The sequence below is a fragment of the Micromonospora sp. DT43 genome (assembly GCF_049841645.1).
In the GTDB taxonomy this organism is placed as follows: Bacteria; Actinomycetota; Actinomycetes; order Mycobacteriales; family Micromonosporaceae; genus Micromonospora.
In genome coordinates this window covers 48,396-64,759 of sequence record NZ_JBNCKR010000014.1, presented here as the reverse complement: position 1 = coordinate 64,759, position 16,364 = coordinate 48,396, and the positions used below count along the sequence as shown (strand labels likewise).

Sequence of the window (16,364 nt, the reverse complement as noted above, 5' to 3'; positions counted from 1 at the left end):
CCCGGCACGGTGCTGTTCGTCCCGCGCGTGCCGAAATGGGGTCAGGAGCAGCGGGTCACGGTGGGCAACGGTCGGGGCTGGATCCGGTCGGCGAGCCGGCGCAGGGCGACGGCGGTCACCTGCCGGGTGGGGGCGAGCAGCGTCCGGCGGGCGCGCTCGACCTGGACTGGGGCGTCCGGTCGGGCCGAGTTGACGTGGCGGTGCATGGCGTCGAGAGCGGTGACGTAGCCGGTCGGGAATTCCATGGTCAACTCCTCGGGACAGGTCCGGTGGAGGCCCGGACGACGAGTGCGGTGGGCAGCAGCACATGACCGGCCGCCGCGTCCGCGGGTGGGTCGAGCAGCAGTTCGGCGGCGATGCGGCCCTTGTCCTCGGCCGGCTGCCGAACGGTGGTGAGGCCGGCGGCGGCGGCCTCGGGAACGTCGTCGAAGCCGGTCACCGAGACCGGCGGGTGGGTGCCCCCCGGTCGCTGGGCCAGCGCGTCGAGCACGCCGAGGGCGAGCACGTCGGAGCCGGCCAGCACGGCGGTCGGCGGTGCGGGCCCGTCGAACAACCCGGCGACGGCGGCGACGGCGGCCGGACGGCTGTTGCCCAGCGCGTTGACCACCGTCAGGTCCGCCCAGCCGACGCCGACCTCACCGAACGCGTCGGCGAAGCCGGTGAGCCGGCCACGGGTGGTGGGGTGCCGCACCTCGTGCACCCCGGAGAGGGTGAGGGGGCCGGCCGGCGCGTCGGGCAGCACGGAGTCGGCGAGCAGGGCCACCCGGCGGTGGCCGAGACCGGCGACGTGCGCGGCGACGCTGCGGGCCGCGGCGCGCTCGTCGATGCCGACGTACCGCTCGTCCGAGCCCGCGTCGTCGCGGGCAGCCGTGCTGACGTACGGCAGTCCACGGGCGCGGATCACGTCCAACGCCCACTCCTCGTCGGCCACGCAGTAGACGCAGAAGCCGTCGACGGCGGCGTTCTCCACCGCCTGGCGGGCGTCGGTCTGTCCCGGCGGCAGCGGCACCAGCAGCATGCTGGTGCCGTGCCGCTCGGCGGCGGCGCTCACCCCGGTGAGGAAGCGGACCGCGAAGGGGTCGGTGAAGGCGTACGACAACTGTGACGTGAACAGGACCCCGATCGAGCCGACGAAGCCGCGGCGCAACGATCGGGCGGTGGGGTTGGGCCCCGGGTAGCCGAGTTGGCGGGCGGCGTCGAGGATCCGCTCACGCAGCGCTGTGGAGAGCTGGTCGGGGCGGCTGTAGGCGTTGGACACGGTGCTGCGGGAGACGCCGACGGCGTCCGCCACGGCTTGCAGTGTTGGCTTCACCCGGCACCTCTCTGTATCGATTCAGACTGGATCGATACAGAGACTAACCCGACGAGTTCGCGACGGTCAATACGCCGACCCGGTCAGGGCACCAGCACGAGGCGACCGCGCAGGCCCCCGGCAGCCAGGCGCTCGTGCGCCGCAGCCACCTCGGTCAGTGGGAGCCGGTCGGCCAGACGCAGACCGAGCTGGCCGCCGTCGACGAGCGAGGACAGCTCCGTCAGTCGTGCGCCGTCGGCGCGGACCTCCTGCACGACGACCCGGGTGGCCCGCAACGGCGGCGGCGCGAACGGCGCCACCAGCGCGACGAAGGTGCCCCCGCCCCGCAGCGCCTCGTGCGCGCCGACCCCGACAACCGCCGCGTCGACCACCGCGTCCACCCCGCCCGGGACCACCGCGCGCACCGCCGCGCCCAGCCGGTCGGTACGCGCCACGAACCAGTCCGCCCCCCACCCCCGTACCAGCTCCTCGTCCCGGGGATCGGCCACCGCGACGGTCCGGATGCCGCGCAACGCCGCCAGTTCGAGCAGCAGACCGCCCACCCCGCCGGCCGCGCCTGTGACAAGCAACGTGCCCCCGACGCCCAGACCGGTGAGGGCCAACGACCGGGCCGCGGTCAGCCCGATCAGCGGCAACGTGGCCGCCACCTCCGGGGCGACGGTACGCGGCGCGGGAGCGACCGCGTCCTCGTCCAGCACTACCCACTCGGCCTGGGCGCCCGGCGCGGAGAGCAGGTCTCGCAGCCCGATCACCTTCTCGCCCACCGCGAACCGCCGCACACTCGGCCCGACCGCGTCCACCTCCCCCGCGACGTCCCAGCCCAGCGCCACGACGGGCAGCGGTGGCAGCAGACCCGCCGCACTCAACGCGCCGCTGCGGGTGGACAGGTCGATCCGGTTGACGGCGGCAGCGGCGACGCGCACCCGTAGTTGTCCGACTCCCGGCTCCGGCACGGGCAGGTCGGCGATCTCCAGGACCTCGGGGCCGCCGAACCGGCGGACGATCACAGCTCTCATACCGCCGACGCTAGGAGCGCTAGTCTGCGGCGGGAAGGAGGCACCTTCGGGTGCCCTGGGCACCCGGGAGGTTCACGATGGCCACCATGACCGCCGACGAGCGCCGCGAGCGGGAACGCCGCCGGTACAACGCCTTCCTGGCCGAGTGCCCGGGGCACGAGCTGCTTGCGACCCTCAGCGACAAGTGGCTGACGCTCGTGGTGAGCGCGCTTGCCGACGGGCCGCTGCGGCACAGCGAGCTGGCGCGCACCGTCGCCGGGGCCAGTCAGAAGATGCTCACCCAGACGCTGCGCAAGCTGGAACGCGACGGCCTGGTCGACCGGTCGGTGACCGCGAGCGTGCCGGTCCGGGTCGACTACCGGCTGACGCCGCTGGGCGAGAGCCTGCTGCCGGTGCAGCGCGCCATCAAGGCGTGGGCCGAGACGCACATCGGCGAGGTGCACTCCGCCCGCGACCGGTACGACGCCTCGGGCGCCTGACCGGGCGCTCACCTCACGGCAGGCGGGCGACACCGCCGTACATGCTCACCTCGACCACCGACGGCCGCGGCTGCGGCTCGCTCTCGGCCCGCCACTCGGCAACCGACGTGATGCCCGGCTCGACCACGTCCAGCCCGGAGAAGAAGCGTGTGAACTCGGCGCGCGTCCGCAGGTTGATCAGGCCGTGTGGACCGCCACCCCGGGCCGCCGCCCGGGCCTCCTCGGCGATCGCGGGCGGCAGGTATTCGTGTGTGGCGTGCGACGCGGCCAGGTAACTGCCGGCCGGAAGGGCGTCGAGCAGCCGTCGCACCAGCGCGTACGGGTCGTCGTCGTCGGGCACGAAGTGCAGCACCGCCACCAGCATCAGCCCGACGGGCTGCGACAGGTCGATGGTGCGCAGCAGCTCCGGATGACGCAGGATCCGCTCCGGGTCGCGCAGGTCGGCGTCGATGTACGCGGTGACGCCCTCGGGAGTGCTGCTCAACAGCGCGCGGGCGTGCGCGAGCACGATCGGGTCATTGTCGACGTAGACCACCCGGGACTCGGGCGCGACGCCCTGGGCGACCTCATGGGTGTTGTTGGCGGTCGGGATGCCGGTGCCGATGTCGAGGAACTGCCGGATGCCTGTCTCGCGGGCCAGATAGCCCACCGCCCGCTGCAGGAACCGGCGGTTCTCCAGAGCGGCGGTGCGGATGGTCGGAAAGGAGGCCGCTATCGTGTCGCCGGACTCCCGGTCGGCCTGGAAGTTGTCCTTACCGCCGAGCCAGTAGTTGTAGCGGCGGGCGGGGTGTGCCACCGAGGTGTCGATCCGGTCACTCGGCGCATTGCCGGCCGTGTCGCGAGCATCGGTGGTCACTGTCGCCTCCACGCGTCGGTCCACTGTGGGCGGTCGCCGACCATGCTAATGCCACCTCGGGTGCGACCGCCGCCCCGACGGGGGTCGCTACGGGTAGAGCTCCTCCAGCAGCTGAGAAAGGATCTCCGGCGTACGCTCCGGCGGCTCGGCCTCGACACACAGCCGCTCCATGGCCACGGCGTAGTAGTCGAGGTCGTCGCGCTTGTCGAGGTAGATCGCGCTGGTGAGCTGTTCGATGTAGACGATGTCGGGCAGCTCCTGGTCGCCGAAGCGCAGGATGGTGAAGGCCCCACCGGCGGCCGCGTGGCCACCGGCGGCGAACGGGATGACCTGGAGCCGGATGCCTGGCGACTTGGTCGCCTCGATGAGCGCGGTGAGCTGGCCGCGCATGACCTCGGCGCCGCCGATCGGACGGCGCAGCGCCGCCTCGTCCACCACGGCCCAGAGCTGCGGCGGGTTGTCCCGGTGGAGCAGTTGCTGGCGCTGCATCCGCAACGCCACCCGGCGATCGATCTCCCCGGCGCCCGCCCCGCCGTGCCCGAGGAGCACGACCGCGCGAGCGTACTCCCGGGTCTGTAGAAGGCCGGGGACGAACTGCACCTCGTAGCTGCGGATCAGCGCGGCCGCGGCCTCCAGGCCCAGGTACGACTGGAACCAGCTGGGCAGCACGTCGCCGTAGCGGTGCCACCAGCCGGGGCTGTTGGCGTCCCGGGCGAGCTTCAGCAGCGCCTCGCGCTCGCCCTCGTCGCTGACGCCGTAGAGGGTGAGCAGGTCGGACACGTCGCGCTCCTTGAAGCCGACCCGTCCCAGCTCCATCCGACTGATCTTCGACTCGGAGGAGCGGATCTCCCACCCGGCGCCCTCCCGGGTCACCCCGCTGGACTCCCGCAGGCGGCGCAGTTGGGCGCCGAGCAGCATGCGCAGCACGGTGGGCCCGGTTGTCGGGCCGCCCTCGGCGGGAACCATCGTCACGTGCGGACCTCCGGATACCGACCATGCGGTCGGGCACCCAGCCCGGCCGACGTGTAAGCATGCCATGGACCGACAGTGAGGTGAACTCCTCCGGACCGGCGATTCAGTCCCGTCGCCGGGACGACCTCCGGCGGCCGGTCAGTTGATCAGGTGATCGAAGTCGCCGTCGCGCGCGCCGAGCACGAAGGCCGCGATCTCGTCCACTGTGTAGATCAGTGCGGGCCCCTCGGGGTGGCGCGAGTTGCGAACGGCGATGCCGGCGCCCCCGGGCAGTTCGGCGAGTTCGACACAGTTGCCGCTCGGGTTGCTGCGGCGACTCTTCTGCCAGGTCAGCGGGGGCAACTGAGGAATCGGAACGCCATTGGGTGGCTGTTGCATGAGAGGCGTCTTTCTGCTCACGAGCCCGCCGGTGCCCGTGGGGAGGAGCGGTGACGGCGAGGGTGCGGTATCGACATCGGACGGTTATGCACGTGCATCTGCTATTGCATCTGCACCGGACGGCGAGCATGATAACGCACGTGATCGGTGCTTATCCGTTCACTTTGCGTTACCCCGACGGGGGCAACCACCAGGGAAAACTGACCCGACGCGGCACCGCGCCGCGCAGACCGACGGCGGGAGGCGGTCGCGGCGATGGGAGGTCTCGTGCCGGATCCGATGAGCGTCGCCTCCGGCCTCTGTGCGGCGGGGGCGCTCCTCTCCTCCTGGCAGATGCGCCGACGGGCCCTGCAGGCCGAGGCCGAGATCGGGCACCTCCAGGCCGAGTTGGCCGCCGAGCGGCACGCCGCCAGCCACGACCCGCTCACCGGGCTGCCCAACCGACGCGCCTTCTACCGCCTCGCGGCCGCCCTGCTCACCAACGCCGACGGCCAGCCGCTGATCGCCATCGTGCTCGACCTCGACGACTTCAAGCAGATCAACGACAGGTACGGGCACGCCGCCGGCGACCAGGTGCTGATCAGCGTGGCCGAACGCCTGGCCGGTTTCGCCGGGGACAACCTCGTCGCCCGCCTCGGCGGCGACGAGTTCGCGGGCCTGCTCGCCAGCCCGACCGTCGACAGGCGCTGGATCGAGCACGCCACCCGACGCCTCAGCGAGACCGTCGCCGCGCCCATCCGGCTCAGTGGGTGCAGCGTCCGGGTCACCGCGTCGGTCGGGCTCTCCCCGGTCACCGGTCCGGCCCAGCTCACCGACGCGCTCAGCCGCGCCGACGCGGCCATGTACCAGGCGAAGAGCCTCTCCGGCCCGCGGGCCCCCCGCGAACTCGTCGACAGCACCCGACTCGCGGAGCGGTGACCGCTCAGCTGGCGGGTGCGCCGAACCACCGGGGCAGGTGGTCCTCCAGATCGGCCTGATCGTCACCGGCCCACGCCACGTGGCCGTCCGGCCGCAGCAGCACGGCGGGTACGTCCAGCTCGTCGCCGACGTCGACGACGTGGTCGACCCGGTCGGCCCACCCGGCGACCGAGAGCCGACCGGTCTGGTCGAGCAGCAGCCCACGACCGGCGCGCATCAGCTCGTAGAGGCGTCCCCGCCTGAGCCGCACGTCCCGCAGGTGCCGACCGAGCAGCTCGTGGCCCGCGCCGAAGTCGTAGCGGACCCCGAGCGCGGTGACCTTCTCGATCAGGTACCTGTTGACGTCCTCGAAGTCCATCAGCTCCGCCAGCAGGTGGCGTACCGCCTGCGGCCCCGGCTCGGGTGACAGCAGGAACATCTGCGCGCGGGTGTTGACGAGCACGTCGGCAGCGACCGGGTGCCGCTCGGCCTGGTAGGTGTCCAGCAGCCCTTCGGGCGCCCAGCCGGTGACCTCGGCGGCCAGTTTCCAGCCGAGGTTGACCGCGTCCTGAATGCCGAGGTTGAGCCCCTGACCGCCGGTCGGCGGGTGGATGTGCGCGGCGTCGCCGGCCAGCAGCACCCGGCCGACCCGGTAGCGCTCGGCCAACCGGGTGGCGTCACCGAAGCGGGAGAGCCAGCGGGGCGAGTGCACGCCGAAGTCGGTGCCCGCGTACGCCCGCAGTTGGTGTTGGAACTCCTCGATGGTCGGCGGGACCGAGCGATCCTCGGCCACCCCGTCGGCGGGAACGAGGACCCGGTAGACGCCGTCCCCGAGCGGCCCGAGGCCGAACCGCAGATGGGTCTTGCGCACCTCGGCCACCACGTCGGTCACCGTCTGCGCGGGCACACCCACCTCCATCTCACCCAGCAGTGAATCGACCCGGCTGGGTTCGCCGGGAAAGCCGACGCCGAGCAGCCGACGCACAGTGCTCCGGCCGCCGTCGCAGCCGACGAGGTACCGCGAGCGCAGCCGCGTGCCGTCGGCCAACTCCGCCGTGACCCCGTCGTCGTCCTGACTCAGCCCGATCAGCTCGCGGCCGCGCCGGATCTCGACGCCTACGTTGACGGCGTGTTCGGCAAGCAGGCGGTCGGTGACGGTCTGCGGGATACCGAGGACGTACGCGTGCGCGGTGTCGAGACCGCGCGGCGGCGGCTTGGGAATCGCGGCGAAGTAACCACCGAGCGGATGCCGCGTGCCCAGAGCGAGAAAACGCTCCAGCAGACCGCGCTGGTCCATCACCTCGATGCTGCGCGCGTGCAGGCCGAGCGAACGGACGTAGCGGGTCGGCTCGCTGTCCTTCTCCAGCACGAGCGCGTGCACGCCGTGCAGTCGCAACTCGCTGGCCAGCATGAGACCTGTCGGTCCGCCGCCGGCAATGATCACGTCGATCATGAAATCCCCCGATTTTCCCACTTGTGGGCTTCGGGTGCAGATTCTGCGACACCACGGGGGTCTTGCCGCAAGACCCCCGGTGCGATATACGTTAGAAGTGGCAGGGAGTTCGATCTCCTTGCCTTTTCAGTTTCTTCTCCGGGTTTCCCGCTCAGTGCCGTCCGTCGAGGTCACGCAGCGCCGTGTCGGCCAGGGTGACCAGGCCGACCGGCGACACGAGGCCCCGCACGATCCGGGCAGCCGTCGCGCGATCGTCGGGGCTGCCGATGCGGTCCAGCGCCTGACGGGTCCAGTCGCTGAGGTCGTCGAGCGCGCGAACGGCGAGGAACCAGGCCAGCCGTGCCGGCTCGATGTCGAGAGCGCCGTACCCGGCGCGCACGGCCCTCTCCTGCGCGGGGGTGATCGGCGCGAAGGCGAGCACGCCGCCCACGACGAACATCAGGTCACACTCGGGCGGGGCGAGCACCGCGTCGTCCCAGTCGACCAACCAGACCTGGCCATCTGGGCCGAGCAGCAGATTGCCCAGGTGGGGATCGCCGTGGCAGACCACCGCCGGACCCGACCGGCCGGCGGCCAGCCGTTCGACCCCCCGGATCAGACTGGCCACCCGGTCCGCGACGGACGCCCAGGTGGCCGCCAGCTCGGCGACCAACGGATCGCCGGGGTCGACCCGGTCGCGCAGCCGCCCGGCCATGTCGCGGGTCGCGGCCACGATCGAGGGGTACCCGTCACCGCCGGCCGGCAGCGCACGGGCCAGCTCGCCGGTCACCGGCACCGCGTGCACGGCGGCCAACACCTCGCCGTAGGCGCGCCAGTGCGCCTCGGTCATCGGGCCGTCGAGTGCCCGCTGGTCGGATACCCAGGGCACCACGGAGAGCCGCCGCCCGTCGCGGTCACCGTACAGACGCCCGTCGCGGGTACGCAGCGGCGCCGCGATCCCCGGCACGCCCTGCGCCGCCAGGTGCGCGGTCACGATCAGACCGGCGGGCGTGCCGCCACCGCTCAGCTTGACCGCGTACCGTGCGCCGTCGGGCGACCGGGCCCGCCACAGGCGGGCGTACTCGTCCGCACCGTGGTTCACCTCGTCCAGGACGGTCAGGTCGATACCGAAGTCCGCACGGACCCACGCGGCCACCTGACGCGACACGTCGACCATCATGCGTGCACCCTGCCACCGGCCCCGGGATGTGGCGCCTCCTTTGTTGGCGTGATTCGGGCCGGTGCCCGGGTATGAGGTGGCAGATCAGCGCTCTGCCCGACGGCCGGAAGGAACAGACATGGCGAGCATCCGCGCGCTCGTACTCAACTGCACCCTGAAACCGTCACCGGCCCCGTCCAGCTCGGAACAGCTCGGCCGGGAGGTGCTGGCCGAGCTGGCCGCACAGGGGGTGGACGGCGAACTGGTCCGGGTCGTCGACCACGACGTGCGCTTCGGCGTGTCGACCGACGAGGGACACGGCGACGGATGGCCCATGATCCGTGCCAAGCTGCTGGCGGCCCAGGTGCTCATCATCGCCACACCGATCTGGCTCGGCCAGCCGGCGAGTGTCTGCAAGATGGTCCTCGAACGCCTCGACGCCGAACTCTCCGAGACCGACGCCGAGGGCCGACTCCTGACCTACGGCAAGGTGGCCGGGGTCGCGGTCGTCGGCAACGAGGACGGCGCCCACCACACCATCGGTCAGGTGCAGCAGGCGCTCAACGAGGTCGGTTTCACCTGCGCCGCCGCCGCTGCCACCTACTGGGTCGGCGAGGCGCTGCACACCGTGGACTACCGCGACGTCGGCCCCAAGCCGGACACCACCGGCCGCACCACCAAAGCCCTGGCGCTCAACAGCGCGCACCTGGCCCGGCTGCTCGCCGAGCAGCCGTACCCCCCGCCGGACGCACGCAGCGCCGCCGTCGGCCCGAGCCGCGAACCGGCCTGACCGTCGGCGTGGCAGGCGTACGGTCAGCGCCAGCCGTAGTTGGCGCGCAGCGCCTGCCCGACCCGGTCGAAGCGGGGCCGGTCAAGCACGGCGCCCTCGCGGCGGATGCTGTCCTCGCGCATGGTGAGCACGCGGTCCAGGCGTACCCAGCTCGGCCGCTTGTCGCGGTCCCACTCGCCGGGGCCGAGCGCGAACCAGTGCCGCTGCCCGTCCCGCTCGCTCTGGCTGGACAGCATCAGACCGAACAGCGTCCGGCTGTGCCGCCCGACCACCAGCACCGGGCGGTCCTTGCCCTGGCGGGGGTCATCCTCGTACGGCACCCAGGTCCAGACGATCTCGCCAGGGTCGGCCTGGCCATCGCGTTCGGGCGCGTAGGTCAGCTCCCGACGCTGCAACGCGCTCACCTGACGGGGACGAGCCACCCGCGCGGGGGCCGGCCCGGTACGCCGGGGCGACGGGATGACCGCGCCCACCCGGGAGATGCGTTGCGCCACGTTCCTCAACAGACCAGCCACGGCGGGCAGCCTACCGGCCCTGGCGTGGGGCGCCGGAGTCGGCGCACTGCGGCAGACTGGCCCGATGGACGAACTACCCGACGACCTGCCGATCCTTGAGCGGCGCGCGGTGCGCGTGGTGGTCCTCGACGACACCGACCGGGTGCTGCTGTTCCACACCCGCGACCCGGACCATCCGCGGCTGGGTACGTGGTGGGAGCTGCCCGGCGGCGGCATGGACCCCGGTGAGACGTACCGCGACACGGCCGTGCGGGAGCTGCGCGAGGAGACCGGCATCGTGGTCGACGTCGACGAGGTGGGCACGCCGACCTGGCGACGACGGGCGAGCTTCCTGCACCGCCAACTGCGCCACGTCCAGGACGAGGTGATCGTCGCCGTACGGCTGACCCGGCCCGGCCCGGACGTCGACGAGGCGGACCGGCTCGACTACGAGCGCGAGGACTACTTCGGCTTCCGCTGGTGGCCGCTGGCCGAGGTGGTGGCCAGCCGGCAACGGTTCTACCCCGGGCAGCTCCCCCGGCTGGTCACGTCCTTCCTGGCCGGCGAGGAGATCGACGAACCGTTCGAGCTGTGGTCGTGAGCGGCGTCGGTGAGGATGCCGGAGTGGGGCGCGGCGGGCAGAGTGAAGGCATGACGACCGACCTGCACGGGCCGCTCTCCGCGTACGCCGAGCGGCTGCACGCCACGATCGGCGACCGGCACCACGTCGCCTCCCCGCTCGGCGCCTGGCTGCTGCTCGCCCTCAGCGCGGCGACGGCCGACGCCGACCCGGTGACCGGGCCGGAAACGGCGATCGAGCCCACGGCGGCCACCGACGTGGCGGCCGCGACCGGGCCGGACTCGGCGACCGGACGGCTGGCGGACGCGCTGGGCACGGATCTGGCCCGCGCGGCGGAGGTTGCCCGCAGGCTGCTCGACGCGCCGCATCCGCTTGTCGCGTCGGCCACCGCGCTCTGGCTCCGGCCGGGCCACCTCACCGGCGAGCCGGCCGGGTGGCGGGCCGCACTGCCCACGGCGACCGAGGTCGGGATACTCCCCGATCAGGCCGGGTTGGACGCGTGGGCACGCGAGCACACCGACGGCCTGATCGAGACGTTTCCCCTGAAGGTCCACCCGGACGTCGTGTTCGCCCTGGCCAGCGCCCTCGCGACCCGGATCTCCTGGGCGCAGCCGTTCGAGGTCATCGACGCCCGCGCGCTCGGCACGGCCAGCGCCTGGGCACGGGACCTACGGCGAGCGCTGCGCAGCCCGAGCCACGGCCACCGGTGCGCCATCGTCACGACCGCACGGGCCGGTGACGTGATCGTGCACGCCGCACCGGCCCAGGCGACCGACGGCGCGGGGCTGGTGGTGCTCTCGGTGGCCGCCGCACCGCACGTCCCGCCTGCCGATGTGCTGGCCGCAGCGTACGACCTCAGTGCCGGCGCGGCCGACGGCGCGCAACCGGCCGGACGGCGCTCGCTGTTCGACCTGCCGCTGGGCGAGACCGCGCTGTGGACGCTGCGGGAGGAGCGGGTCCGGACCCGCGCGCGCGACGGCCGCGAGGAACGGCACAGCGCGGTGCTCCCCTGCTGGTCGGCGCGCAGTGAGCATGACCTGACCGCCGAGTCGCTGGGCTTCCCGGCGGCCACGGCGGCGCTGGCCACGGCGCTCGCCCAGCCGGTGCAGGGCTTCGAGGCACGGCAGGTGGCGATGGCCCGCTACGGCCGGTACGGCTTCGAGGCGGCGGCGGTGACAGGCATGTTCGGCACGGTCAGCCTGCCGCCGGAGGGCGTCGCCCGCACGGCCGAGTTGCGCTTCGGCCACCCGTACGCCGTGGTGGCCGTCGCGACCGACACCACTGCCGACGGCGGCATCGGGCCGTGGCACGGGGTGCCGGTCTTCTCCGCCTGGGTCACCGAGCCGGAGGACCTGCCCGACGCCGACGCCTAGACGCCCGGCGCAGGCTTGATCAACTCGGGTTCCTGCACATCGGGGCATCCCGAACCCGCGGATACCCCGGTTTGCAGGAAGTCGAGTGGACCTTGGCGGCCCGGAGGGCGGACCGCGGCGGATGCGCGGGTCAGGGGATGGACGGGTCGGGCACAATGGGCGGACCGGTCGCGCCGTCATCGTCGTCGCGGGGCAGTCGCGCGACCATCTCCCGGAACTCCCGTACGGTCACCGCCTCCCGCAGGGTCGCGAAGACCGCTCCGGTGCCGGCCCGTGCCGTTGCCGGGTCCACCCCGGCGCGCTGGCCCACCCGGCGCAGGAACTCCGCCGGCCCGGCGTCCACCGGCGGCGGCGTCGTGACGGGCCCACCGACGTCGAGGCCCACGCCGGTGTCGAGCCCGTCGACGCCGGTGACCGGATCGGGAACCGGGCCCGAGGACGAGCCAGCCAAGTCCGCAGGCAGGCCAGCCGGGTCCGCAGGCAGGCCAGCCGGGTCCGCAGGCAGGCCAGCCGGGTCCGCGGGCCAGCCCGCCACACCCGCAGGCGGGCTGGACGGGTTCGCGGGCGGGCTCGGCGTCGCGCCGTCCAGGTAGCCGTCGACCTCGTCCGGGAGGTGTCCGGTGAGATCGTCCGGCGGGCCACCGGTTACTCGTTCGGCCATCGTCTGGAGCACCGCTCGGGCGAGCGCGGCGGCCTGCTCGGTCGGTAGGCCGGAGCGCCGGGACACCGCGTCGATGAAGTGCGGAAACCCGTCGCCGCCCGCGCTGTCGGTCACGCCGCGCGTTTACCCCGGGCAGCCCACGCCAAACGGCGCGACCAGCACGCCAGACCAGCCACCAGCACGCCAGACCTGCCAGTGCGGCAGACCGTCAGCGCAGCAGGTCCGCGTCCCGCAGGTGGTCGAAGATGAGCTGGTCGACCGGGGAGGTCCGGTGTCGGTCGGCGTACCCGAGCCAGGCCATCTCGGCGATTTCGCTGGCCGGCCGCAACCGCCCCCGGTAGCCGGCTCGGTAGCAGGTCATCCGTACGGTGATCCCGGTCGCGTGCCCGTGCGCCTGCGCGCTGAACGTGCCCAGGTGCACCGCATCCCGCACGTCCACCTCGACGCTCAACTCCTCGTCGATCTCCCGGCGCAGGGTCTCCAGGTCACTCTCCCCCGGCTCGCGCTTGCCGCCGGGCAGGTACCACACGTCCTTGCCCTGTGACCGGGTGCTCAGCACCCGCCCGTCCTCGACGAGGATCCAGGCCACCTTGTCGATCTCGCGCACGCCACCCCTCCCGCCGCCAGGACCGGGCACGCTACCAGCCGACGGCGCGCTCAGGGCACCGGCTCGTCGGCGAGCAGGTCGAGCAGCAGCGCGGCGGTCCAGCCGAACGCCGGTGAGCCCAGTCCGGCGCCCGTGTCGGGGTGGAAGTACTCGTGGCAGCCCGCGCCGGCGACCAGGTCGATCATCGAGCGGCGCAGGCCGGCCGCCAGCTCCGGGTGGCCGTGGGTCAGCAGACCGCGCCGCACCAGCCAGCCCATGTTCAGCCAGCTCGGCCCGCGCCAGTAGCGCAGCGGTTCGAAGTCGGGCGCGGTGCGGTCGTAGGTGGGCAGCGGCCGATCCATCCACCGCGCCACCCCGAAGCGCGGCGACCTGGCCTCGGCGACCAGCGCGTCGACCTGCCGGACGGGCAGTCCGGGCAGGATCAGCGGCGCGAGCCCGAGCACGGTACGCGCGCCGACGAGCCGATCGGTGCGCAGGTCGCGGGGCTGGAACGTGCCCGTGCGGGGGTCGTACAGCCGGCGTACCAACGCCTCGGTGACGCGGTCCGCGCGGAGCCGGTGCGGGGTCGGGTCCGCGCCGGTCAGCGCGGCGATCTCGGCCAGCGCGTGCTCGGCCGCCCCGAACGCCGCGTTGAACAGCGGGCACTCCACCAGGAACGGATGGCCGTCGGCCAGGTCGCGGTCGTCGTAGCCGTGGTCGCGGTAGGCCGCGACGATCGCCAGGTAGCGCGCGTAGTCCAGGTCCGTGGGGCGGTGCGCGGCGTCGGCGTGCGCGGTGTCGTGCCGACGGTACGCGCGCATGACCGCCGCGTCGGCGTCGACGGCTGCCATCGGCTCGTCCCAGGCGGGGCTGTTGTCCAGACCGGACTCCCACGGGTGGACGACGCACACCAGGCCGTCACCTGCGACGTCCCGCCGCTTCGCCAGGTACCGCTGCTGGGCGACAAGCGCCGGGTAGAGCCGGCGCAACGCGGCCAGGCCGGCCGGATCGGGCGCCCGACGGTACGCCAGCAGCGCGGCGAGCGCGTGCACCGGCGGCTGGACCAGGCCGGAGGTGTCCACCGCCGGCGTGCCCTCGACGTCGGCGGAGCGCCACAGCTGCGGGCCGGGGAAGTACGCGCCGACGCGCAGCGCCGGGTTGAACACGATGTGCGGCACCCGCCCGTCGGCCCACTGGGCCCGGAAGAGACTTGTCAGCTCCTGCCAGGCCCGCTCGGGACGCACGTGGGCCCACCCGACCGCGATGAACGCGGAGTCCCAGCTCCACTGGTGTGGATAGAGGGTGCGCGACGGGACGGTGTGGTCGTGCTCCCAGTTGGCGTCGAGGGTGGCGACGGCGAGCCGACGCAGCCCGGCCAGGTCCACGGGCCCGCCGGTGCGGGTGGGGACGGCGCCGGCGGTCATGCTGCGGCCCGCCGGGGCAGCGCGTGCCGCAGCACCGCCGCAGCCTGTTGCAGGGCCCGGACCGGGTCGCCGCGCAGCCGGCACTCCAGAGCCAGCCAGCCGTGGTAGTCCAGCTCGAGCAGGGTCCGTACCAGCGCCGGCCAGTCCAGGTGCCCGGTGCCCGGCTGGTACCTGTTGGAGTCGCTCACCTGCACGTGCCCGAGGTACGGAGCGGCGGCGCGCAGCGCCCGGTGCACGTCGTCCTCCTCGATGTTCATGTGGAAGGTGTCGGCGACGACCCGCACCGAGGGCAGCCCGAGCGCGGCACAGAGGGCGACCGCCTCGTCGAGCCGGTTGACCATGTGGTCCTCGTACCTGTTGAGGGGTTCGAGGAAGAGGGTGACCCCCTCGGCGCGGGCGTGCTCGCCCAGCGCGCCGAGGGCGTCGAGGAGCACCTGGCGGTCGCCGGCCGGCGGGCGTGGCGGCTCGAACGGCGGCAGCCGCCGGGAGAACATGCCCCACGCGGCCGGGGTCATCGCCCCGACGCCGCCCAGCTCGGCGATGACCGAGAGCTGGGAGCGCAGGTTGCGGACGGCGTCGGCGGACCGGGCGGGGTCGAAGTCGCCGATGAAGTGGTCCATCTCGACGCAGACGGTGGGCATCACCACCCCGGCGGCGCGGGCCCGGCGCAGCTCGGGCAGACGGTCGGCGAACGCGAGGTTCCCGCGGCCGCGCAGCTCGATGCCCTGGTAGCCGAGCGCGGTGGCGAGGGCGTACTTCTGGATCAGGTTGGTGCCCGGCAGGAGTTGTTCCTGGCAGGCCAGCGCGATGGTGGTCATCTAGAACCTCAACACCACTTGGAGGACGTCACCGGCGCCGCGGTCGAGCAGCGCGAGGGCGTCGGCGACCGCGCTGGCGTCGACGATGTGGCTGACCAGCGGCAACGGGTCGACGCTGTGCTCGGCCACCAGCTCCATGAAGGTCTGCGCGACCCGATCTCCGGTCCACCGGCCGGCCATGCCCGGCGCGGGGGTGGGGCCGGAGACCTGGGCGGCCACCAGCTGGATGCGGTTGTGGTGGAACTCCTCGCCGAGGCCGAGCGCGTCGGCCTGGCCCTGGTAGAAGCCGGCGGCCACGACCCGTCCGGCGTGTGCGGTGGAGCGGATCGCCTCGTGCAGTGCCGGGTACGCCCCGGACAGCTCCAGGCAGACGTCCGCGCCCCGGCCACCGGTGAGGTCACGCAGCACGGCGGCGGCGGACTGGGTGGCCACGTCCACTGTGGATCGCGCACCGTAGCGGGTGGCGTGGGCCAGCCGGGCGGGCACCCGGTCGACGGCCACCACCCGGGCGCCGGAGAGCGCGGCGAGCCGGGTGGCGAGCAGCCCGATGACGCCCTGCCCGAAGACGCCGACCCAGTCGCCCAGGTGCAGGTCACCGGCGAGCACTGCGGTGAGCGCGATGGCCCCCGGCCGGGCGAAGACCGCGGCGAGCGGGTCCAGGTCGGCGGGGAGCGGCCAGACCGCTTCGGCGGCGAGGACCGCCTCGGCCCGGTGCCCCCAGATGCCCCACACGAGCTGCCCCGGGTGGCGGTCGACGACCTCCGGCGCCACCTCGACGACCTCGCCGACCTCCTCGTAGCCGAAGCCGATCAGCGGGTACGGCACCGGAGTCTGGCGGGGGACGAACATCCGGGCGGCGTCGTCCCAGTCCTTGCGGAGCCGGGGATTGCTGCCTCGGTAGAGGGTCAGCTCGGTGCCGGCCGAGATGCCCGAGTAGCAGGTGCGGACCCGGACCTGGCCGGGGCCGAGCGGATCCGGCGGGCAGGGCTCGAGGCTGATCCGTCGAGGCCCGGCGAGAGAGACCACCCAGTTGCCCATGTGTCACATCCCGGTAGCACTGGGCTCCAGGATAGACACAAAATCGCAATATGTCTTGTTATTGATCAATCGAACGTGTTGAATCCGTCATGTACCCTT

The 16,364-nt window shown here is 73.1% G+C and carries 19 protein-coding genes; 5 read left to right on the top strand and 14 right to left on the bottom strand.

The annotated features are described in order from the left end of the window. Window positions 1–41: 41 nt before the first annotated feature. The 3 genes from ACLQ26_RS26865 to ACLQ26_RS26855 form a co-directional block, all read right to left on the bottom strand. The gene (locus tag ACLQ26_RS26865; RefSeq protein WP_425747102.1) at window positions 42–245 is read right to left on the bottom strand and encodes a hypothetical protein; all 204 of its coding nucleotides are present in this window, start codon (window positions 243–245) and stop codon (window positions 42–44) included. A gap of 2 nt (window positions 246–247) precedes the next feature. Continuing rightward, complete coding sequence (locus ACLQ26_RS26860; protein ID WP_425747101.1) at window positions 248–1,291, bottom strand: substrate-binding domain-containing protein; 1,044 nt, start codon at window positions 1,289–1,291, stop codon at window positions 248–250. A gap of 104 nt (window positions 1,292–1,395) precedes the next feature. After that, a complete protein-coding gene (locus tag ACLQ26_RS26855) occupies window positions 1,396–2,328 on the bottom strand; it encodes an NADP-dependent oxidoreductase (RefSeq protein ID WP_425747100.1) in 933 nt (310 codons plus the stop codon). Between the two features lie 77 nt (window positions 2,329–2,405). On the opposite strand from ACLQ26_RS26855, the gene ACLQ26_RS26850 reads away from it, so the two are divergent. Beyond that, window positions 2,406–2,807 (top strand): winged helix-turn-helix transcriptional regulator, encoded by a 402-nt coding sequence (locus ACLQ26_RS26850; protein WP_425747099.1) that lies wholly within the window; start codon window positions 2,406–2,408, stop codon window positions 2,805–2,807. A gap of 13 nt (window positions 2,808–2,820) precedes the next feature. Here ACLQ26_RS26850 and ACLQ26_RS26845 read toward each other — a convergent pair whose 3' ends face one another. The 3 genes from ACLQ26_RS26845 to ACLQ26_RS26835 all read right to left on the bottom strand — a co-directional run bounded on the left by ACLQ26_RS26845 (window position 2,821) and on the right by ACLQ26_RS26835 (window position 5,013). After that, the gene (locus ACLQ26_RS26845) at window positions 2,821–3,663 is read right to left on the bottom strand and encodes an SAM-dependent methyltransferase (protein WP_425747098.1); all 843 of its coding nucleotides are present in this window, start codon (window positions 3,661–3,663) and stop codon (window positions 2,821–2,823) included. A gap of 87 nt (window positions 3,664–3,750) precedes the next feature. Beyond that, the gene (locus tag ACLQ26_RS26840; protein ID WP_425747097.1) at window positions 3,751–4,635 is read right to left on the bottom strand and encodes a helix-turn-helix domain-containing protein; all 885 of its coding nucleotides are present in this window, start codon (window positions 4,633–4,635) and stop codon (window positions 3,751–3,753) included. A 138-nt stretch (window positions 4,636–4,773) separates the two neighbouring features. Further along, window positions 4,774–5,013 carry a DUF397 domain-containing protein gene (locus ACLQ26_RS26835; protein ID WP_266241522.1) on the bottom strand — a complete coding sequence of 80 codons (240 nt, stop codon included), beginning with the start codon at window positions 5,011–5,013 and terminating at the stop codon, window positions 4,774–4,776. A 267-nt stretch (window positions 5,014–5,280) separates the two neighbouring features. Here ACLQ26_RS26835 and ACLQ26_RS26830 point away from each other — a divergent pair, with 267 nt between their 5' ends. Beyond that, window positions 5,281–5,931: a GGDEF domain-containing protein gene (locus tag ACLQ26_RS26830; protein WP_363689902.1), complete on the top strand. Its 651-nt coding sequence runs from the start codon at window positions 5,281–5,283 to the stop codon at window positions 5,929–5,931. Window positions 5,932–5,935: 4 nt separating this feature from the next. Here the strand turns inward: ACLQ26_RS26830 and rox are convergent, their stop codons facing one another. Continuing rightward, complete coding sequence (gene rox, locus ACLQ26_RS26825) at window positions 5,936–7,363, bottom strand: rifampin monooxygenase (protein ID WP_425747094.1); 1,428 nt, start codon at window positions 7,361–7,363, stop codon at window positions 5,936–5,938. Window positions 7,364–7,514: 151 nt separating this feature from the next. After that, on the bottom strand, window positions 7,515–8,522 hold the full coding sequence (locus ACLQ26_RS26820; protein ID WP_425747093.1) for a phosphotransferase enzyme family protein: 1,008 nt from the start codon (window positions 8,520–8,522) through the stop codon (window positions 7,515–7,517). A gap of 118 nt (window positions 8,523–8,640) precedes the next feature. On the opposite strand from ACLQ26_RS26820, the gene ACLQ26_RS26815 reads away from it, so the two are divergent. Beyond that, window positions 8,641–9,291, top strand: a complete 651-nt coding sequence (locus ACLQ26_RS26815; RefSeq protein WP_425747092.1) for a flavodoxin family protein — start codon at window positions 8,641–8,643, stop codon at window positions 9,289–9,291. Window positions 9,292–9,314: 23 nt separating this feature from the next. Here the strand turns inward: ACLQ26_RS26815 and ACLQ26_RS26810 are convergent, their stop codons facing one another. After that, window positions 9,315–9,806 (bottom strand): type II toxin-antitoxin system PemK/MazF family toxin, encoded by a 492-nt coding sequence (locus ACLQ26_RS26810; protein WP_393298511.1) that lies wholly within the window; start codon window positions 9,804–9,806, stop codon window positions 9,315–9,317. Window positions 9,807–9,870: 64 nt separating this feature from the next. Here ACLQ26_RS26810 and ACLQ26_RS26805 point away from each other — a divergent pair, with 64 nt between their 5' ends. Together ACLQ26_RS26805 and ACLQ26_RS26800 are read left to right on the top strand one after the other, a co-directional pair. Then, on the top strand, window positions 9,871–10,386 hold the full coding sequence (locus tag ACLQ26_RS26805; protein WP_425747090.1) for an NUDIX hydrolase: 516 nt from the start codon (window positions 9,871–9,873) through the stop codon (window positions 10,384–10,386). Between the two features lie 50 nt (window positions 10,387–10,436). Further along, window positions 10,437–11,738: a hypothetical protein gene (locus ACLQ26_RS26800; RefSeq protein WP_425747089.1), complete on the top strand. Its 1,302-nt coding sequence runs from the start codon at window positions 10,437–10,439 to the stop codon at window positions 11,736–11,738. 130 nt (window positions 11,739–11,868) lie between these two features. Here the strand turns inward: ACLQ26_RS26800 and ACLQ26_RS26795 are convergent, their stop codons facing one another. The 5 genes from ACLQ26_RS26795 to ACLQ26_RS26775 all read right to left on the bottom strand — a co-directional run bounded on the left by ACLQ26_RS26795 (window position 11,869) and on the right by ACLQ26_RS26775 (window position 16,265). Then, window positions 11,869–12,513: a DUF2267 domain-containing protein gene (locus ACLQ26_RS26795; protein ID WP_425747088.1), complete on the bottom strand. Its 645-nt coding sequence runs from the start codon at window positions 12,511–12,513 to the stop codon at window positions 11,869–11,871. A 94-nt stretch (window positions 12,514–12,607) separates the two neighbouring features. Beyond that, a complete protein-coding gene (locus tag ACLQ26_RS26790) occupies window positions 12,608–13,006 on the bottom strand; it encodes an NUDIX hydrolase (protein WP_425747087.1) in 399 nt (132 codons plus the stop codon). A gap of 50 nt (window positions 13,007–13,056) precedes the next feature. After that, a complete protein-coding gene (locus ACLQ26_RS26785) occupies window positions 13,057–14,409 on the bottom strand; it encodes an MGH1-like glycoside hydrolase domain-containing protein (protein WP_425747086.1) in 1,353 nt (450 codons plus the stop codon). After that, window positions 14,406–15,227: a sugar phosphate isomerase/epimerase family protein gene (locus tag ACLQ26_RS26780; protein WP_425747085.1), complete on the bottom strand. Its 822-nt coding sequence runs from the start codon at window positions 15,225–15,227 to the stop codon at window positions 14,406–14,408. The genes ACLQ26_RS26785 and ACLQ26_RS26780 overlap by 4 nt, the downstream gene beginning before the upstream one ends. Then, complete coding sequence (locus tag ACLQ26_RS26775) at window positions 15,228–16,265, bottom strand: zinc-dependent alcohol dehydrogenase (RefSeq protein WP_425747084.1); 1,038 nt, start codon at window positions 16,263–16,265, stop codon at window positions 15,228–15,230. Window positions 16,266–16,364 lie beyond the last annotated feature (99 nt).